Annotated in this window: 16 protein-coding genes; 5 read left to right on the top strand and 11 right to left on the bottom strand. The window is 73.0% G+C overall.

Annotated features, from left to right (window positions below; all coding sequences use genetic code 11):
* The first annotated feature begins 189 nt into the window (after positions 1-189).
* The 5 genes from OHB01_RS17125 to OHB01_RS17105 all read left to right on the top strand — a co-directional run bounded on the left by OHB01_RS17125 (position 190) and on the right by OHB01_RS17105 (position 5,459).
* On the top strand, positions 190-1,779 hold the full coding sequence (locus OHB01_RS17125; protein ID WP_328855639.1) for an acyl-CoA carboxylase subunit beta: 1,590 nt from the start codon (positions 190-192) through the stop codon (positions 1,777-1,779).
* Positions 1,776-2,009 (top strand): acyl-CoA carboxylase epsilon subunit, encoded by a 234-nt coding sequence (locus OHB01_RS17120; protein WP_142646447.1) that lies wholly within the window; start codon positions 1,776-1,778, stop codon positions 2,007-2,009. Before OHB01_RS17125 ends, OHB01_RS17120 begins: the two co-directional genes overlap by 4 nt.
* A 143-nt stretch (positions 2,010-2,152) precedes the next feature.
* Positions 2,153-3,091: an NYN domain-containing protein gene (locus OHB01_RS17115; RefSeq protein ID WP_142616576.1), complete on the top strand. Its 939-nt coding sequence runs from the start codon at positions 2,153-2,155 to the stop codon at positions 3,089-3,091.
* Positions 3,092-3,262: 171 nt separating this feature from the next.
* Complete coding sequence (locus OHB01_RS17110; protein WP_328855638.1) at positions 3,263-4,858, top strand: DNA-3-methyladenine glycosylase 2 family protein; 1,596 nt, start codon at positions 3,263-3,265, stop codon at positions 4,856-4,858.
* Between the two features lie 106 nt (positions 4,859-4,964).
* A complete protein-coding gene (locus tag OHB01_RS17105; protein WP_142646451.1) occupies positions 4,965-5,459 on the top strand; it encodes a methylated-DNA--[protein]-cysteine S-methyltransferase in 495 nt (164 codons plus the stop codon).
* A gap of 440 nt (positions 5,460-5,899) precedes the next feature.
* Here the strand turns inward: OHB01_RS17105 and OHB01_RS17100 are convergent, their stop codons facing one another.
* The 11 genes from OHB01_RS17100 to OHB01_RS17050 form a co-directional block, all read right to left on the bottom strand.
* Positions 5,900-6,865, bottom strand: a complete 966-nt coding sequence (locus OHB01_RS17100) for a hypothetical protein (RefSeq protein WP_328855637.1) — start codon at positions 6,863-6,865, stop codon at positions 5,900-5,902.
* Positions 6,862-7,566, bottom strand: a complete 705-nt coding sequence (locus OHB01_RS17095) for a hypothetical protein (protein WP_328855636.1) — start codon at positions 7,564-7,566, stop codon at positions 6,862-6,864. Before OHB01_RS17095 ends, OHB01_RS17100 begins: the two co-directional genes overlap by 4 nt.
* Before the next feature lie 139 nt (positions 7,567-7,705).
* The gene (locus OHB01_RS17090) at positions 7,706-11,098 is read right to left on the bottom strand and encodes a hypothetical protein (RefSeq protein ID WP_328855635.1); all 3,393 of its coding nucleotides are present in this window, start codon (positions 11,096-11,098) and stop codon (positions 7,706-7,708) included.
* Positions 11,099-11,235: 137 nt separating this feature from the next.
* Positions 11,236-11,637: a pilus assembly protein TadG-related protein gene (locus OHB01_RS17085; protein WP_147944758.1), complete on the bottom strand. Its 402-nt coding sequence runs from the start codon at positions 11,635-11,637 to the stop codon at positions 11,236-11,238.
* Positions 11,638-11,705: 68 nt separating this feature from the next.
* Positions 11,706-12,071, bottom strand: a complete 366-nt coding sequence (locus OHB01_RS17080; RefSeq protein ID WP_167530251.1) for a TadE/TadG family type IV pilus assembly protein — start codon at positions 12,069-12,071, stop codon at positions 11,706-11,708.
* Positions 12,072-12,091: 20 nt separating this feature from the next.
* A complete protein-coding gene (locus OHB01_RS17075; protein WP_328855634.1) occupies positions 12,092-12,643 on the bottom strand; it encodes a TadE family protein in 552 nt (183 codons plus the stop codon).
* A gap of 2 nt (positions 12,644-12,645) precedes the next feature.
* A complete protein-coding gene (locus OHB01_RS17070) occupies positions 12,646-12,867 on the bottom strand; it encodes a hypothetical protein (protein ID WP_142646458.1) in 222 nt (73 codons plus the stop codon).
* Positions 12,867-13,928, bottom strand: a complete 1,062-nt coding sequence (locus tag OHB01_RS17065; RefSeq protein ID WP_261985966.1) for a type II secretion system protein — start codon at positions 13,926-13,928, stop codon at positions 12,867-12,869. The genes OHB01_RS17070 and OHB01_RS17065 overlap by 1 nt, the downstream gene beginning before the upstream one ends.
* Complete coding sequence (locus tag OHB01_RS17060; RefSeq protein WP_147944757.1) at positions 13,925-14,860, bottom strand: type II secretion system F family protein; 936 nt, start codon at positions 14,858-14,860, stop codon at positions 13,925-13,927. Before OHB01_RS17060 ends, OHB01_RS17065 begins: the two co-directional genes overlap by 4 nt.
* The gene (locus tag OHB01_RS17055; protein ID WP_328855633.1) at positions 14,857-16,176 is read right to left on the bottom strand and encodes a CpaF family protein; all 1,320 of its coding nucleotides are present in this window, start codon (positions 16,174-16,176) and stop codon (positions 14,857-14,859) included. The genes OHB01_RS17060 and OHB01_RS17055 overlap by 4 nt, the downstream gene beginning before the upstream one ends.
* Positions 16,173-16,964, bottom strand: coding sequence for a hypothetical protein (locus OHB01_RS17050; RefSeq protein WP_147944756.1), 792 nt, complete (start codon positions 16,962-16,964; stop codon positions 16,173-16,175). Before OHB01_RS17050 ends, OHB01_RS17055 begins: the two co-directional genes overlap by 4 nt.
* Position 16,965 lies beyond the last annotated feature (1 nt).

Raw genomic sequence — 16,965 nt, 5'->3', positions numbered from 1 at the left:
CCGTCGTAAAGACGAACGAACGGCGCACGGGGCGCGTTCCTGCGGGGCATCCGTAGATCCCATTGCGCGCGACCCGGAGCGACCGCGCGATGCCGCTCTGGTTAACCTGTCGGGCATGGATTCGACGCGACCCGGAGCGGCGTTCGGGACCCGAGGGCCGCTGAGCACACGAGGAACGGTGAGCGGGCGATGAGCGCCGAACGCGTCCCCGAGATCGACATCCACACCACCGCCGGCAAGATCGCCGATCTGGAACGGCGCCTGAGCGAGGCGGCCCACGCGGGCTCCCAGCGAGCGGTGGAGAAGCAGCACGCCAAGGGCAAGATGACGGCCCGCGAGCGGCTGGCGGCCTTCCTCGACGAGGGCTCCTTCGTGGAGTTCGACGAGCTGGCCAGGCACCGGGCGACCGCGTTCGGCCTCGACCGCGAGCGCCCGTACGGCGACGGGGTCGTGACCGGCTACGGCACGGTGGACGGCCGGCCGGTCGCGGTGTTCGCGCAGGACTTCACCGTGTTCGGCGGGTCGCTCGGCGAGGTCTTCGGCGAGAAGATCGTCAAGGTCATGGACCACGCGCTCAAGACCGGCTGTCCGGTGATCGGCATCAACGACTCGGGCGGGGCGCGCATCCAGGAGGGCGTGGTCTCCCTCGGCCTGTACGCCGAGATCTTCAAGCGCAACGTGCACGCCTCCGGCGTGGTCCCGCAGATCTCGCTGATCATGGGCCCGTGCGCGGGTGGCGCCGTGTATTCCCCCGCACTGACCGACTTCGTCCTGATGGTGCAGGAGAAGTCGCACATGTTCATCACCGGGCCCGACGTCATCAAGACCGTCACCGGCGAGGAGGTGACGTTCGAGGAGCTGGGCGGCGCGCACACGCACAACTCGCGCTCCGGCGTCGCCCACTACGAGGCGTCCGACGAGCAGGACTGCCTCGACTTCGCCAGGGCGCTGCTGTCCTATCTGCCGTCCAACAACATGGACGACCCGCCCGCCTTCGACGTCGAGGCGGACCTGGAGACGACCGACGAGGACCGCGAGCTCGACACGCTGGTCCCCGACTCGGCCAACCAGCCGTACGACATGCACACGGTCATCGAGCACGTCCTCGACGACGGCGAGTTCCTGGAGATCCACGCGGGCTTCGCGCCGAACATCATCGTCGGCTTCGGCCGGGTCGAGGGGCGGTCGGTGGGCGTCGTCGCCAACCAGCCGATGAGCTTCGCCGGCACGCTCGACATCGCCGCCTCCGAGAAGGCCGCCCGGTTCGTGCGCACCTGCGACGCCTTCAACATCCCGGTGCTGACCTTCGTCGACGTGCCGGGCTTCCTCCCCGGCACCGATCAGGAGTGGAACGGCATCATCCGGCGCGGCGCCAAGCTCCTCTACGCCTACGCCGAGGCGACCGTCCCGCTGGTCACCGTCATCACCCGCAAGGCGTACGGCGGGGCGTACGACGTCATGGGGTCCAAGCACCTCGGCGCGGACATCAACCTGGCCTGGCCCACCGCCCAGATCGCCGTCATGGGAGCCCAGGGCGCGGTCAACATCCTTTATCGGCGCGAGCTGGCCGCGGCCGACGACCCGGACGCCGCGCGGGCCCGTTTCATCAGCGAATATGAGGACACGCTGGCGAATCCGTATCTCGCGGCCGAGCGCGGCTATGTGGACGCGGTCATCCGGCCTTCGGACACCCGGGCCCAGGTCGTCCGCGCGCTGCGCGCCCTCCGCAACAAGCGGGCCTCGCTGCCCCCGAAGAAGCACGGGAACATTCCGCTGTGAGCAGCCGCGAGCCCTACCTCAGCATCGTCAAGGGGGACGCCACCCCCGAGGAGATCGCGGCGCTCGTCGCCGCGCTGGCGGCACAGTCGGCGGCGCGGGCGGCGGACGCCGCCCGGTCGGCGGCACCGCGAACGAGCCTGCGAAACTGGAGGAATCCGGCACATCACCTGCGGGTGGGACTCCCGCGCGGGCCGGGAGCCTGGCGCCGGGCCTTCTTCCCCGGCGGGTGAGACGTCGTCCGGCGCGATCGGCGACGACTACGGACCGATTACATCGCCGGAACAGGGTGTCAACTGGCTCAAGAGTTGGGACTATCTAGAAAGCGGGGGAATATAGTCAGCCGATCAACTAGTGACGAGTCCAGGAGGACACCATGGCCATCCCGGACTTCAGCGCACACGGCATTGCCGCAAAGTATGCCGTTCTCGTGGACGTCGGTTACCTTTACGCGGCCGCCGGTGAAGTTCTCTTAGGCGCCAAGGAGCGTAAGGAGTACCGCGTCGCCGCGGACGAGCTGATCCAGGCGCTCCAGAAGCATGCGCTCGAACGCATCCCGGGTGAGCTGCTGCGTGTCTACTGGTACGACGCCGCCCGTGATCGTGTGCCCACGGTGGACCAGCGTGTGATCGCCCAGCTTCCCTGGGTCAAGGTCAGATTGGGCAACCTGAACGCCCGTGGCCAGCAGAAAGGGGTGGACGCCCAGATCCGCAGCGATCTGGAGGCGCTCGCCCGCCACCATGCCGTGAGCGACACCGTGCTGATCGCCGGGGACGAGGACATGGTGCCCGCCGTGGAGGCCGCGCAGGCGTACGGCGTGCGCATCCACTTGTGGGGGGTCGAGCCGCCGTTCGGGACGAACCAGGCCGAGCGGCTCGTGTGGGAGTCGGACACTGTCGAGATATTGAGCGCCGATTTCCTGCGTCCGTTCTTCACCCGCGCGCCGGTGCCGGTGCCCGTGCCGCCCACGCCGTCTCCCGCCCAGGTCTTCGCGGGCCGTACGGTCAAGCCGATGCCGCCGAAGACGCCCGTAGGCCAGGTCGCCAAGCTGGGCCCGGGCCGGCCCCGTGTGGAGGAGGTCGGCGAACATGTGGCGCAGAAATGGATACTGACCCGCGGGCGGGACAACATCCGTGATCTGCTGCCGGGACCGCTGCTGCCCACGGTGATCGACACCGAGCTGCTCATCGAGGCCGAGAAGGAACTCGGCCACTCCCTGCGGCCCTATCCGGAGGCGCGCGTGTGGCTGCGCGACGGTTTCTGGGCCCGGGTCTACCGTGAGTTCGACCTCGGGGTCGGCATCTCCAGCAAGTGACGCCGGGCGTACCGGCCTGGCGTCCGAGCTCGCACGGGAGCACTCCCGGCACAGGATGATCTCCCGTGCCCGGTCTCGCGCGAGTGCCCCCTCCGCGCGGCCGCATTGTTAGCACGGTCACGTCCGATTTCCGCCAGCCCGCATCGGTGGCCAGCGCATAACGTCTTCTACGTGACCACACGACAGCTCGACTTCGACGCGTGCTACCTCGCCGTCTCCGCGCGGGACTCCCGCTTCGACGGGCGTTTCTACACGGCTGTCACCACCACCGGCATCTACTGCCGCCCGATCTGCCCCGCCCGCACCCCCGCCCGGGGAAACGTCCGCTTCTATCGCCACGCCGCCGCGGCCGAGGCCGCCGGTTTCCGGCCCTGCCGCCGCTGCCGTCCGGAGCTCAGCCCCGGCGACCCCGGCTGGGACGTCCGCGCCGACCTCGTCGGACGCGCGCTGCGGCTGATCGACGACGGGGTGGCCGACGAGACCGGCGTCGCCGGGCTGGCCCGCCGCCTGCACGTGACCGAACGGCACCTGCACCGCCTGTTCGCCGCCGAACTCGGCACCGGGCCGCTCGCCGTCGCCCGCACCCGGCGGCTGCTGCTCGCCAAGCAACTGCTCACCGAGACCACCCTGCCGATGGCCGACGTCGCGTTCGCCGCCGGGTTCGGCAGCGTCCGCCAGTTCAACGCGGCCATGAAGGAGTCGTACGGCTTCGCGCCGGGTGAGCTGCGCAAGACCAACGGGCCGATGCACGAGAAGGGGAGCCCGGTCGCCCTCACGACCGGGCTGACCCTTCGGCTCGGCCACCGGGAGCCGTACGACGCGCAGTCGGTGCTGCGGTTCCTGGCCGCCCGCGCGATTCCCTCGGTGGAGGCGGTCTGCCGGTCGGGCGACGACGTCACGGCCTACACGCGGGCCGTGCCGGGCGGCTCGATCACGCTGCGGCCCGCCGCAGGTCATGTCCGGCTCACCGTGCGGACCACCGAGACGCACCGGCTCTCCCGGCTGGTGGCCCGCTGCCGCCGCCTGCTCGACCTCGACGCCGACCCCGGCGCGGTGCGGGAGATCCTCGGCGGGACGTCGCTCGGGCCGCTGGTGGCGGCCCGTCCCGGGCTGCGCGTTCCGGGAGCGTACGACGGGTTCGAGGTGGCGGTGCGGGCGGTCGTCGGGCAGCAGATCTCGGTGGCCGGTGCCCGCACCCTGCTGGGCCGCATCGCCGCCCGGGCCGGGCTGCCCGCCGTCCCGGCGACGGGGGACGCCGCCGCGGACGGGACCGACGTGCTCGCCGTCGCGGCCGGGTCAGGGGCACGGGAACTCGAGGCCGCCACGGTGAAAGTGCGCGGCGTGGAAGCCGCCGCCGTGGGCGCGCACGAAACGGAGCCGCTCGCGGCGGGCCAGGTGCCGTTGCTCTTCCCCACGGCCGACCGGCTCGCCGCCGCCGACCTGGACGGCCTTGGGCTCACCACCCGCAGGGTCGCCACGATCAGGGCGCTCGCCGAGGCGGTGGCCTCCGGCGCGATCGACCTCGACGGCGCGGACGACCCGGCCGACACCGTCGCCAGGCTGCTGGAGATCCCCGGCATCGGCCCGTGGACGGCCTCGTACATCGCACTGCGCGCGCTGCGCGACCCGGACGCGTGGCCCGAGGGCGACCTGGTGCTGCGCAAGACGATGGAACGGCTCGGCATCGCCGCGGACGAGGCCGAGCGATGGCGGCCTTGGCGCGCGTACGCCGCGCTCCACCTGTGGAGCCATGCCTCCACCGCCTGAAGACCATGCCTCCGCCGCCTGAAACGCGGCCGGACGCCTGGCCCTGCCCCGGTTTCGCACAAGCTCCTCCCCCGCCCGAAGGCGGGTGTCACCTCGGAGGTTTCCGATGATCCTCACTCAGACCGTGCCCACGCCGGTGGGCCCACTCGCTCTGCTCGCCCGCGACGGCGTGCTCGTCGCGGCCGGTTTCACCGCCGAACCCCAGGAGATGTTCGCCCGGCTCTCGCCGTCCCTGCGGGCGCTGCCGCTGCGGGAGGGCGATCTCGGCGACGCGGCCGAGGCCGTACGGGAGTACCTCGCCGGGCGGATCGACGCGCTCGACCGCATCCCCGTCGAGCAGCCCGGCACCCCCACGAGGCAGCGCCTTTACGAGGCGCTGCGTGCCGTGCCCGCCGGGACCACCGTGTCGTACGCGCAGCTCGCGGAGAAGGCGGGGCTGCCCAGGACGGCCGCGAGGGCCGCGGGGTCGGCCTGCGCGCAGAACCTGATCGCGCCGTTCGTGCCGTGCCACCGCGTGCTGCCCTCGACCGGCGGTTATGGCAGTTACTACTACGGCACCCCGGTCAAGGAGTGGCTCGTCGCCCACGAGTCCCGCGCCTGAGCTGTGCTTATCTGACCTGTGCTTATCTGACCTGTGCTTATCTGACCTGTGCTTATCTGACCTGGCCTGATCCGACCTGGCCTGATCCGACCTGGCCTGATCCGACCTGGCCTGATCCGACCTGGCCTGATCCGACCCAACCTTGGGCGCGCGCGACGGGCGAGAGCGGCGACGCCGGCTTCCGCCTCGCCCCGTCGGCGAGGGCGGTGCGGCTGTTCGCCGACCGGGCCGATCCGAGGGGCGAGCCGGACCGGGAGGCGGGCCGGTCCGGGAGGCGAGCCGATCCGGGGGGCCAGGCCGGGGCGGGCCGGACCGGGAGGCGAGCCGGACCGGGAGACGGGCCGGACCGGGAGACGGGCCGGACCGGGAGACGGGCCGATTCGGGGGGCCAGGCCGGGGCGGGCCGGACCGGGAGACGGGCCGGACCGGGCCGGGCGGCGTCACTCCTTGACGATGCTTTGGACCTCACCGACGGGCACGTCCCTGGTCGCCGAGACCTCGATCGGGTCGTACGCGAACGGGACGGCCTGGCCGCCCTGGTTGCCGTTGCCCTGCACGTTCCAGACGCTCGTCACGGTGAGCGTGTAGACCTTGTTCGGCAGGTCAACGGAGGAATGCCGGTAAATCACGCCGCACTCGGGTTCCTTCGTCCCGTCCTCGTCGGCGCCCTTCTCGTACGGCTTGCCGGTCGCGCCGCATCCTGCGGTGAACACCTCGGCGCGCTTGTCGTCCTTGGTGCCGGGGTCGATTTCGAGGCGAGCCGGCGTCGCCGTGACGGTGGCGGACATGACCCCCGGCAGCGTGGCGGTGACGGACCGGGGCTCGGCCTCGGCTCCCTCCAGCCACACCCAGGTGCCCAGGTTGACGTAGCTCTTGGCGTCCGGGCTCAGCTTGATCTTCGGCTCCGGCACGGTCAGCGCGGCCCGGGCGATCTGCATGAGCTGCTCCAGCGTGATGCCCCCGGCGGGGACGGTGCCCTCGGGCACCCAGACGTACGGCTCACGCTGGGCGGCGCACGCCTGCCCCGCCGGGTCTCCGGCGTTGTAGGCGATGCCCCACCACTGCCCCTTCTCGCCGATCTTGTCGCCGAACTCGTCCATGTCCACGTCGTAGTCGAGCCCCGCGTCCACCGCCTGCTTCTTCTGCTGCGCCTGGAGGGTGCGCATGTCGTCGGCCGACGCGTTCGGCTCATACCAGCAGGGCTGGGGCATGCGATAGCCGTCGCTCTTGCCGCCGAGCCCGTTGCCGGACAACCCGATCCTGGAGTTGGTCAGCCTGACGCCGGCCGTGTTGCCCTTCTGGAACGCCTCGCCATGCGGCCCGTCGTCCGGGCCCGCGGCGGCGGGCTGCGCACACATGGCGATCAGGGCCCCCGCCAGCAGGGGCGCCGCGGCAATGGCCCTCATCTGACGCACTCCTTCGCACGCTCGTCCGGATAGGCCGCGTGACGGTAGAGCCGGATCAGCCAGGCGCCGTCGTCGCCCTGCCCCAGACCGGCGGTCTGCAGGAAGACCGCCCGCGGACGTTTCAGCCAGGCGGGCTGACGGTCCAGCGGAGTGCCCTCCTGGTCGGTCAACCGCACGCCGGTCAGGTCCACGCAGCCGTCGGCCTCCGCCCCGCGTCCCATCACCGCGGGCACCCGCAGGGCGTAGAGCTTGGCCACACCCCGGGCCGACTGCCCGTCCTTGAGGAACCCCTGCACCCAGGTGAGGGCGTCCATGTAGGCGGACGACTTGGGGTCGATCCCCTTCGCGTACGAGCGGTCCCGGCCGGAGGTGCTGACGGCCCGCCACTGGGCCGTGAAGTCGTCGGCGAACGCCTTGATCACCGCCGACCGCTTGGGGTCGGGCTCGTCCGGCCATTCGATCTCGATCGTCAGTCCCGGCGCCACCGTGATCGTCTCGGTGCCCGGCTGCGAGGCCGGCGTCTCCGACGCGGCCACCGCGGCCGGCTCCATGCCGCCGCCCGGGGTGAAGCCACGGTCGGCGTCCGGAGCGGCGCACGCCGAGAGCAGCAGCGCGCAGGCCGCCGCGCAAGCCGCCAGTGGCAGCGTGCGGGCCGAGGCGAGCGGCGCCGCCGTCGCCGGGGCGAGTGCTGGACGCGTCACCGGGATCCTCCGCAGTCTGCGATCCCCCGCCGCTGTGTCCCCGTCGCTGTCAACCTTGGAACGGCCGCCGGGGACGAGCCAGCGCTATGCGTGGATCGGCATGATTCGGAGGAGAGAATCCCTGGCATTGGGGCTCCGATCAGGCGAGACGTGAGGTTCTGAGATCCGCCGGGCTTCCGGGGCCCGGTTTTCCGAGGGCCGGGTTACCGAGGGCAGGGTTACCGAGGGCAGGACTCCTGCGGGCGGGGTTGCGAAGGTCCGGGGAGACCGTGCGGCGCCAGTCGGGCAGCAACTCGTCGATGAGCGCCTCCGTCTCCGGCGCCATCCCACCGCCGTACGGATGGGAGGTCGCGCGGCGCAGCAGGCCGTCGACGACCGCCCGCAGCCGGACCGGTTCCCCGGTGGCGTGCGCCGCCCGGAGCAGATCGCGCCACAGCCCCTCGTCGTCGGCGGCGAGCAGCAGCCCGGCCCGGGCCGCCGCCACCGCGCCGTGCGGGTCGTGGCGGGCCAGGCGGATCTCGCACAGCGCGTGGGCGGCGTCCGCCACCCAGGCCGTGACGTCGTACTCCAGGGGGTCGGCCGCCAGCCAGGCGTACCGGTCGGGCGGCCTGCCGTTCAGCAGCGGGCCGCGCACCAGCGCCAGCGCGCGCTCCAGCAGGTCGGCCTCCATGCCCCCGGCTGTGCCACCGGATGCGCCACCGGATTCGGCATTGGTGGGGTCGGCGGCGTCGGCCCATTCGCCGGCCTGCCGTACGAGGTCCTGGAACAGCCGCCAGTCCGTACGGACCTCCGGCCCGAGCCGCAGGCGCCCGGACCGGTCGAGGAACAGGTGGGGGCGTCCCTCGGAGTCGCGCCCGAGCCACTCGGCGACCCTGGCGATCGTGGCGTCGCGCACCGCGAGCTGCACGCCGCGCGGCCACAGCACGCCGGTCAGCACGGCCGGGTGCACGCCGTCCGGATGGGTGGCCAGATAGACGACGAGCTCGTGGGCGAGCGCCGCCCTGCCCTCTTCGAGCGGGTTCACCGGGCTGATCTCGATCGGGCCGAGGATGCGCACCTCGATGGAGGGTGGCTCCTCGCTCAGCCGCTCCATGACCGGGGTGAGCGGCTCGCCCTCCTGCTGCCGGGCCGTACGGAACAGGCCGATCACGGCGTCGTAGTGCCGGCGCGGCAGCAGGTGGGCCTCGATGTCCAGACCCAGGGCGTCCACGCGGGCCCGGCCGTCGTCGGTGACCTCCCACGTCCAGGTGGCGTGCGGCAGCTCGCCCGCGATCACGAAGCCGCTCGCCGTACGCCTGCCCTTGCCGAGCAGTGCCAGGCGGCGCGCCTCGTCCTCGTCGGGGCGGATGGCCGACAGGAGATAGTGCGGGGTGTAGGCAGGGTCGTCCACGCGGCTGTGGACCCGGCCGGTCAGCACGTCGCCGTCATGGCGGGCCCGCTCCTCGAACTCCGGCAGCACCTCGGCCAGGCTGCCCGCCGTCCTGATCCGGTCGGGCGCGAGCAGGGTCAGCTCCTCCCCGAAGCCGACGAGCGTGATGCGCATCCGGTCGGACCACCGGTTGGTGGCCAGCTCGACGGCGAGCGCCGACAGCGCGGCGACGGTGTGCGCCCCGGTGATCGCGATCACGCCGTGGGCGGCCTCCAGGTCGACCAGGACCCGGCCGCCCTGCCCGGTGCCGAGCGAGACCAGCCCGGGGTACGGCGCGGGCACCCCGGCGAGGACGTGCTCGTCGATGCGCCGTCCCTCGTGGGCCGGAAGTCGCCACACCTGCCCGTCGTCGCAGGTCTCCCACGGCTCCGGCGCGTCCTGTTCGGCCGGGTGGATCCACAGGTCGAGGCCCCGGTTGGAAAGGTGGACGGCGTAAATCGTCGGCGGGCGCCGGTCGGCGTCGGCCAGCAGGCGGCCGAGCAGGCGCAGGCCGATGTCGAGCATGCGGCTGCCGGGGGCGTCGGCGCCGAGGCGGATGGCGACCTCGGCCTCGGCGGCGTCTCCGCGCGGCCGGGTGATGCGGCGTCCGAAGGCCCGGTGCCACAGTTGCTCCCGCCGCCTGCGGCCGAGCAGCGCCAGCAGCCCGGCCGCCGCCAAGGACGAGGCCGCCAGGTAGTCGGCGAGGACCGGCCCGCCCTGCGGCTCCTCCTCCGCGGGCGCGACCGCCGGTTTGACGGTCGTGGTGATGATCGGACGCGGGGTGGGCGTCGGGCGGGCGGTGGCGGGCGTGTCCTTCGCGTCGCCGGTGCGGCCCTTGGGCTCGGACGGCTTGTCCTGCGGCATCGCGGGCGGCGGCAGCACGATGCCCGGCTTGCTCGGCTCGGGCGTCGCCCTGCCCCCGACGTGGCCGGTGTCGCCCTGGTCGCCGGCGTTGTCGGGCCGGGTGGTGTCCCGCTCGCCTTCCGTCGCACCTGCGGTGTCGGACCCGGTGTGGGACCCGGTGTGGGACCCGGTGTGGGACCCGGTGGTGGGGCGCGGGTGAGGCGTCGTGTGCCGGTCTTCTGTCGCGCGCCGGTCCACCGTCGTACGCGGGTCGGCGTGGACGTCGCCGCCGGTCGCGCCTCCCTTGGCATAGCGGGTGTCGCCGTCGAGCTCGGCGGGCGCCTGGCGGTGCTCCTTCAGGATCTCCGGCCGGTCGTCGTCCACCGGCACGATGTGGACGTTCCTGGCGTCGTCCGGCATGTCGAGCACCCAGCCGGGACGGATGAGGTCGGCCATGTGCAGCCGGCTGCCGTCGGGCTGCTCCTTGTGCTGGTTGAGCCGGTAGATCTCCGGATAGCGGCGCCCGTCTCCCAGGCACTTCTCCGCGATCTCCCACAGGCTCTCGTGGTGGCGCCCGTGCGGCGGCTGGACCACGTAGACCTTCTTGACCTCCCTGGCGTGCAGGGCCGGTCGCTCCGCCTCGGCCTGCGGCACCGGCGCCGACAGCGCCGCGACGTCGGGCCGGATCGCGGCGGGGGCGCCCGCGCGGGCGATGGGCACCGCCACGGCGGTCGCGGTGAACAGCAGCAGCACGGCGGAGACCAGGCGGTTCGCGAGCGCCTGGGTGCCGCCCGACAGCGGCACCCGGGCCGGCATGCCGACCCGCCGCAACGCCGCGTAGACCTCGACGACGACGCACAGGAACAGTTGCAGCCAGGCCAGCCACACCAGGAGGATCAGGATCGCGGTGATCGTCTCGGGGCCGACCTGGCTCGTGAACAGGTCCGCGTTCAGCAGGTCGCCGGTGATCGGCGGACCGGCCAGCCGGAGCAGCGCGTACGGCACGCCGCCCACCAGTCCCACCAGCGCGAGCAGCGCCCCGAGCCCGGCGAGGACGTCCCCGGCCGTGCGCCGGGTCCGCAGTTGTACGGGCCGTCGCCGGTCGTCGTGCCAGTGCTCGGGCGCCTGCTGCGGCCCCAGCACCGACGGCATGCCATCCGGGCGTGGCCGCGGACCCCGGCCGGGCGCGCCGCCTGCGGCCTCGGGATCGGCCCACAGGCTCCCGCCGAGCGTGCCGCCGCCTGCGGCCTCGCGGTCGGCTCGCGGACCCCGGTCGGGCACGCCTCCTCGGGCGGCCTCGTGATCGGCCCGTGCGTCCCGGCCGGATGTGCCCGCCGTAACGCCGCGCGGGAACCCCCGCCCTCGCCGGGCCTCCCGGTCGAACTCCTCCCACCGGCCGCCTGGCGGCCGCGTCCCGGTCACGCCTCCCCCGCATCGGGAGCGGCCGTGGCCTCGGCCTCCATGTCGGAGCCGGCGAAGCCCAGCGCGGACAGGAAGAAGGCGTCCCAGTGGACCGACACCGCCACCGTGACGTCCGCCTGGCCGCCGCCCACGGTGCACTCGGTCATGCGTACGCCGTCGGCTCCCTGGTCCGCCGTGATCTTCTCGGCCTCGCCGCACACCGCGCCCTCATCGGCGAGCAGCCGCACCTCGCCGGTGGCCCGCAGGGTCTCGACGTCGATCTGGTCGGCGGCGGCGCGGGCGGCCTGCTCGGCGATGTCGGCGGCCTTGAGGCGGGCGTTCATGGCGGCCCCGCCGTCCACCAGCAAACCGGCCAGCAGGAACACCACCCCCGAGAAGAGGACCACGAACACCGACATGGAGCCCCGCTCCCGCCCGCATCCGACCGGGAACGGTGCCCGTCTGAGAGCGCGCGGACGCGGCGGGGTCATTCCACCCTCCGATACCGTTCGAGCGGCACGACCGAGGTGCCCGACATCTGCTTCGCCGCGCCGAACCCGAGGAAGTCGAGGTTCAGTTCGCAGGTCACGGTCACCCGGACGGTGCCGTCCATCGTCCAATCGCTGCCGGACATGTCCACCTGAGGCGAGCAGTCTCCGGAGAGCGCGGCCTCGGCGGCCTCCTTCGCGGCCGACTCGGCCTCCGCCTCGGTGCGCTGTACGGAGGCGGCCCGGGCGGCGTCCCGCGCGGCCCCGTTGACCTCGCCCTGGGCCTCCACGATCCGGCCCGCGCCGACGAGGAACAGCAGGAAGAGCAGGAACAGCGGGGCCAGCATCACCGTCTCGGCCGTCATCGATCCACGCTCCGGCCGGGTCATTCGCAGCCCTCCGAGCCGTCGTCGGGACGGAAGCACTCAATGGGCCCGCCGAACCGTGACGTGATCGTGAAGGTCATCTCGGGCAGCAGCGGCACCACCTGGACGGCGCTGCCGGTCACCTCGACGCCGCGCTGGTCGCCCTGTTCCCACGCCTGCGCCTGGGCGTTCTTCAGCAACTGCGGCCCGATCGCCTGCACGATCTGCCGCGCCTTGCCCTCGGCCGCCTCCTGCCAGCCGTCGGAGCCGCCCGCACGGGCGATCCGCGCGCCCTCCCGCGCGGCGGCGTCGGCGACCTGGCGGCCGTGGAACCAGAGCGTGACCTGGACGATCAGCAGCACGACGGCGAGCACGATCGGCATGAGCATGGCGAGCTCGATCACCGTCGCGCCCCGCTCGCGGCTCCGCATTCGCCGAGCCCACCGGCCGCGCGCGACCGGCCCGCTCGGCTCGCGGTGCCCGGGCCGTCCGCCCCGGTGGCGGCGCTCGGCCTGCTCGCCACCTTCGTGGCGTGCGGTGGCCGGGGCGCGGGGGCCGGTCACGCCCTGCACGATCACTCCCCGTTACCCCCGCCGCCTCCGCTGAAGCTGTTCTGGATGTCCGACTGCTTCTGCTCGACCAGTTGCTTGATCAGCGTGGCGAGGCCGAGCGCGACTCCGGCGATGATGGCGGTGATGATCACCCATTCGACCGCGGAGGCGCCCCTGGACGGGGCGTTCCTGGCGCGGTCCAGCCGCACATGGAGCACGGCGATCAAATAGTGGAACCAGAGCATCAGGCCCCCAACATCTTCATGGCTGCGGGAAAACTGAGAAAGATCACGAAGCCCGCACACAGCAGGAGCTGGGCGACGAGCATCGACTGGGACCGCTCACCCGCCTTGCCCTCGACCTCCGCGAGTTCGCGGCGGCGGAGGGTGGCGGCACGGGCCGTGAGGGAGGCGCGGACCTTGGCGCCGTCGTCGGCCACGAGCCCGAGCGCGGCCGACAGGTCCCGCAGCTCGTCCACGTTGATCTCGTCGCCGAGCTGGCCGAGGGCCTGCCAGGGGGTGATGCCGACGATCCGGGCGTTGGCCAGCGCCTCGCGGATGCGTTCCATCGCCCAGTTGGAGCCGGGGGCGGGACCGGCGCCGTTCGTGGCAGCGCCCGACGCGCCGTTCACCGCACCGCTCGCGGAAGAACCGTTCGCGGTGCTGCTCACAGAACCGCTCGCAGTGCCGCTCAGCGTGCCGTTCAGCGCCCCGGGGGTGGTGACGGGGCTGCCCACGGCGACCGCCATCATCAGCGCCTCGGGCACGCCCCTGCCGCCCGCGAGGTTCATCGACACGAGGTCGAGGAAGGCGCCCACGGCGTGCCGGAAGTCCCGGCGGCGTACGGCGGCGTCCCGCCGGATCTGCGCGTCCGGCAGCAGGAAGAAGATCACGCAGACGACGAGGGCAGACCAGAGCGGCACCTGCACCGAGACGCCCCATCCCATCAGCGCGAGCCAGCCGACGAGGATCGGGAACGCCAGCAGGCCCGAGACCCCGAGCAGCAGCTTGGTCGCGAGGAAACCCTCGAACGACTTGCCGAGCAGCGCGAGGTCGGCCTTGGTCGAGCGTGCCTCCCATCCTCGCGCCGCGTAGAACCGGGCCAGCCGCAGGCCGAGCATGCGGCGAAACTCGCTGACGTCCTCCTCGGGTGCGATCAGCGGCGCCCGCGGCACGCCCTTGCCGTCGCGGGCCTGGTCGAGCGCGGCGAGCCGGGCGGTCAGGCCGGGCCGGGGCGGGAAGAGTGCCCGCACCAGCAGGAAGAGCCCGAGGCCGAGCACGGCTCCGCAGAGCACCGTCGTGATCACCTGGTCACCTCCGCCGCAGGCGGCTGCGCCTGCGCGGCCACCGCGGACCGCGGGCGGTGGTAGGGGGCGAGGATCCTGGCCGGCTTGTCGAAGCGGGCGAGCCGCCGCATCCAGGCGAACCCCGCGCCGAACAGGCCCGCCACCACGACCAGTACGGCCTGGCCGAGCACGGAGTCGTACTCCTCGACGTACGAGCGGTTGAAGACGACGAGCATGGCGGCGAAGGCGAGCGCGGTGCCGACCACGATCTGCACGCTCTTGCGGGTGGACCTTCGCTCGGCCTCCACGCGCCGGCGCATGTCGAGCTCCTCACGGGCCGAGACCGCCAGGGCCGAGAGCACGTCGCGCAGGCCCGGCCCGCGCAGCCGCGAGTTGAGGATCAGCGCCGCCACGACGAGATCGGCCGAGGGGTCGTCGAGCTCGTCGGCGAACATCCGCAGCGCGTCGGCGAGCGGCATCCGGGTGTGGAGACGGTCGACCAGGGCCCGCAGGTGGGGCTGCAGCATGGGGGCCGCGGCCCTGATCGAGGAGGGGATGGCCTGTTCGAGGCCGGCCGCGCCCGCGATCGTGTCGCGCAGCGACTCCGTCCACGCCGCCAGGCCCTCCAGGCGTCGCATGGCGGCCCGCTCCTCGGCCGCGCCGCCGGTGAAGCCGCGCCAGGCGAGGACCAGCAGCACGGCGCCCGCCGCGATGACCGGCCAGCCGGTCACCACGAGCACCACGACACCCGTCACCACCGCGATCGCCGACCTCGTGGACAGCGTGCGCAGCAGGCGCATCCGCTCGGCCCGGCCGTCCGGGGTGGCGGGGCGGGGGCGCAGGCCGTACACGGCCAGGGCGAGCAGGAAGAGCCCGCCGCCCGCCGCGGCCCCGGCGAGCAGCACCAGGGGGTCGAGGACGCCGGCCGGCAGCGCCGGCAGCAGGCCGTTCATCGCCACGCTCCCCGCGCCGGGTCGTATCCGTGGGCGGCCAGCTCGTCGGCGCAGGAGATCGGGGCGTGCGGCACCAGGTAGTCGTCGGCCATGGCGAACACCTCAGAGGACAGCACGCGCCCGTCGCAGCCGGTGACCTCCCGCACGCTGGACACGTAGCGCCGCAGGGTGCCGCCGCGGTGATAGTCGTTGCGCTTCTCGATGAAGACGACGAAGTCGATGGCCCCGGCGATGAGCATGTGGGTGGCCTCGATCGGCAGCCGCTCCTCGGCCTGCAGCGCGTAGGTCGCGATGCGGTTGAACACCTCCATGCTGGAGTTGGCGTGGATCGTCGACAGCGATCCGTCGTTGCCCTGGGTCATCGCGTTGAGCATCGTGACGATCTCGTCGCCCAGCACCTCGCCGACGATCACCCGCGAGGGGTTCATACGCAGCGACCGCCGCACCAGCTCGGCCATCGTGATCTCGCCCTGCCCCTCGGCGTTGGGCAGGCGGTGCTCGAATGCCACCGCGTTGGGATGCAGCTCGGGGAACTGGTCGAGCCCGAGCTCCAGCGCCCGCTCCACCGTGATCAGCCGCTCGTGCGGCGGGATCTCGTTGGCCAGCGCCCGCAGCAGCGTGGTCTTCCCGGCGTTCGTGGACCCCGCGATCATGATGTTCTTCCGCGCGGCCACGGCGGCGGTGAGGAAGCGGCCCAGCTCGGGGGTGAGCGTGCCGTTCCCGACGAGGTCGCTGAGGAACACCTTGCCGAGCCGGGCTCGGCGGATCGACAGCGCGGGCCGTACGGTGACGTCCATGACGGCCGACAGCCGGGAGCCGTCCGGCAGGCGCAGGTCGAGCTGCGGGTTGGCGGTGTCGAACGGCCGCGACGACAGGCCCGAGTAGGCGGCCAGGATCTGGATCAGCTCGATGAGCTCCTCGTCGGAGTCCGCGACGGGGTCGTGCATGATCTCCTGGCCGTCGGCGTAGCCGACGAAGACCCGGTCGCAGCCGTTGATGTCGATGTTCTCGACGTCGGGGTCGTCGAGCAGCGGCTGGAGGCGGCCGACGCCGAACAGCGCGGCGTGGATGCCGGCCGCCAGCGCCTCCTCCTCCTCGGCCGTGGGCGGGGTGCGCCCCACGCCGATCTCGTTGCGCGCGTGCTCCTCCAGCACCTGCGCGATCAGCGCCCGGGCGAACTGCCGCTCGTCCTCCCCCGACATCGGCGGCACGCCGCTCGCCTGGTCGAGCCGCCGCTGGTGCGCCAGCCGGTCGCCGACCTCCTGCCGGAAGCGCTTGACCAGGCTGTGGTCGACCGGCCGCCGCTGGGAGTTCACGACCGCACCTCCGGCCGCCGCTTCGCCCGCCCCGCGGCCGGCGGCGCCGCCGTCTCGCCGCCCTCGGCGAGCTGCGCGGCCAGGCGCGTGGCCAGCTCCCTGGCCGTACGGATGAGGAGGCTGCGGTCGAGCCGCCCGCCCCACTGGCCGCGCAGGAGTTCGGCGCCCTTCGGGTCGTACGCGAGCCCGCCGACGAAGGCGACGTCCCAGCCGGAGACGATGCGCCGGATCTCCTCAAGCGACGACCGGTATGACCGGGGGTCGGCGATGACCACGATCCCGACCTTCCGCCCGATCAGCGACAGCCGTTCGCGCAGGTGGGCGACGTGGTCGAGGCTGGCCCTGGTGAACAGCACCACCTGGTCGGCCTCGGCCACCAGGTCGCCGATCTGGGGGTGCAACCCGAGCCTGCCGCAGTCGGCGAGCACGTCGGCCTGCGGCAGGGCGGCGAACGCCCGGCCGAGCGGGCCCCACAGCCAGGTGAGGCCGGACGCCTGCTCGCCGTTGGTCAGGCCGGCCAGCACGTCGAGGCCGCCGACGAGCCGCTGCGTGTGCTCGTAGATCAGCTCGGCGTGGAGCCCGCGCCGCGCGACCGCGCCGAGGCTGAGCAGGCCGCGCCCGGGGTTCAGCACGCTCCCGTCTTCGCCGGGCAGGCGGTAGGCGAGATCGCCGCCGGAGGGGTCGCACTCGGCCAGCAGCACCGCCCGGGGCCACACGGCGCCGAGGGCGGTCGCCGCGGTGGTCACGCCGGGCGCCCCCTTGTCGGCGGCGAGCACGATCAGCGCCACG

Source organism: Microbispora hainanensis (assembly GCF_036186745.1).
In the GTDB taxonomy this organism is placed as follows: domain Bacteria; phylum Actinomycetota; class Actinomycetes; order Streptosporangiales; family Streptosporangiaceae; genus Microbispora.
This window is presented reverse-complemented; position numbering and strand designations above follow the sequence as displayed.

What these genes read in the sequence shown, in the direction of transcription:
- OHB01_RS17125 (WP_328855639.1), top strand. Translation starts at nt 190, where the DNA reads ATGAGCGCCGAACGCGTCCCCGAGATCGACATCCACACCACCGCCGGC.
- OHB01_RS17115 (WP_142616576.1), top strand. Translation starts at nt 2,153, where the DNA reads ATGGCCATCCCGGACTTCAGCGCACACGGCATTGCCGCAAAGTATGCC.
- OHB01_RS17105 (WP_142646451.1), top strand. Translation starts at nt 4,965, where the DNA reads ATGATCCTCACTCAGACCGTGCCCACGCCGGTGGGCCCACTCGCTCTG.
- OHB01_RS17100 (WP_328855637.1), bottom strand. Translation starts at nt 6,865, where the DNA reads ATGAGGGCCATTGCCGCGGCGCCCCTGCTGGCGGGGGCCCTGATCGCC.
- OHB01_RS17085 (WP_147944758.1), bottom strand. Translation starts at nt 11,637, where the DNA reads ATGTCGGTGTTCGTGGTCCTCTTCTCGGGGGTGGTGTTCCTGCTGGCC.
- OHB01_RS17080 (WP_167530251.1), bottom strand. Translation starts at nt 12,071, where the DNA reads ATGACGGCCGAGACGGTGATGCTGGCCCCGCTGTTCCTGCTCTTCCTG.
- OHB01_RS17070 (WP_142646458.1), bottom strand. Translation starts at nt 12,867, where the DNA reads ATGCTCTGGTTCCACTATTTGATCGCCGTGCTCCATGTGCGGCTGGAC.
- OHB01_RS17060 (WP_147944757.1), bottom strand. Translation starts at nt 14,860, where the DNA reads ATGAACGGCCTGCTGCCGGCGCTGCCGGCCGGCGTCCTCGACCCCCTG.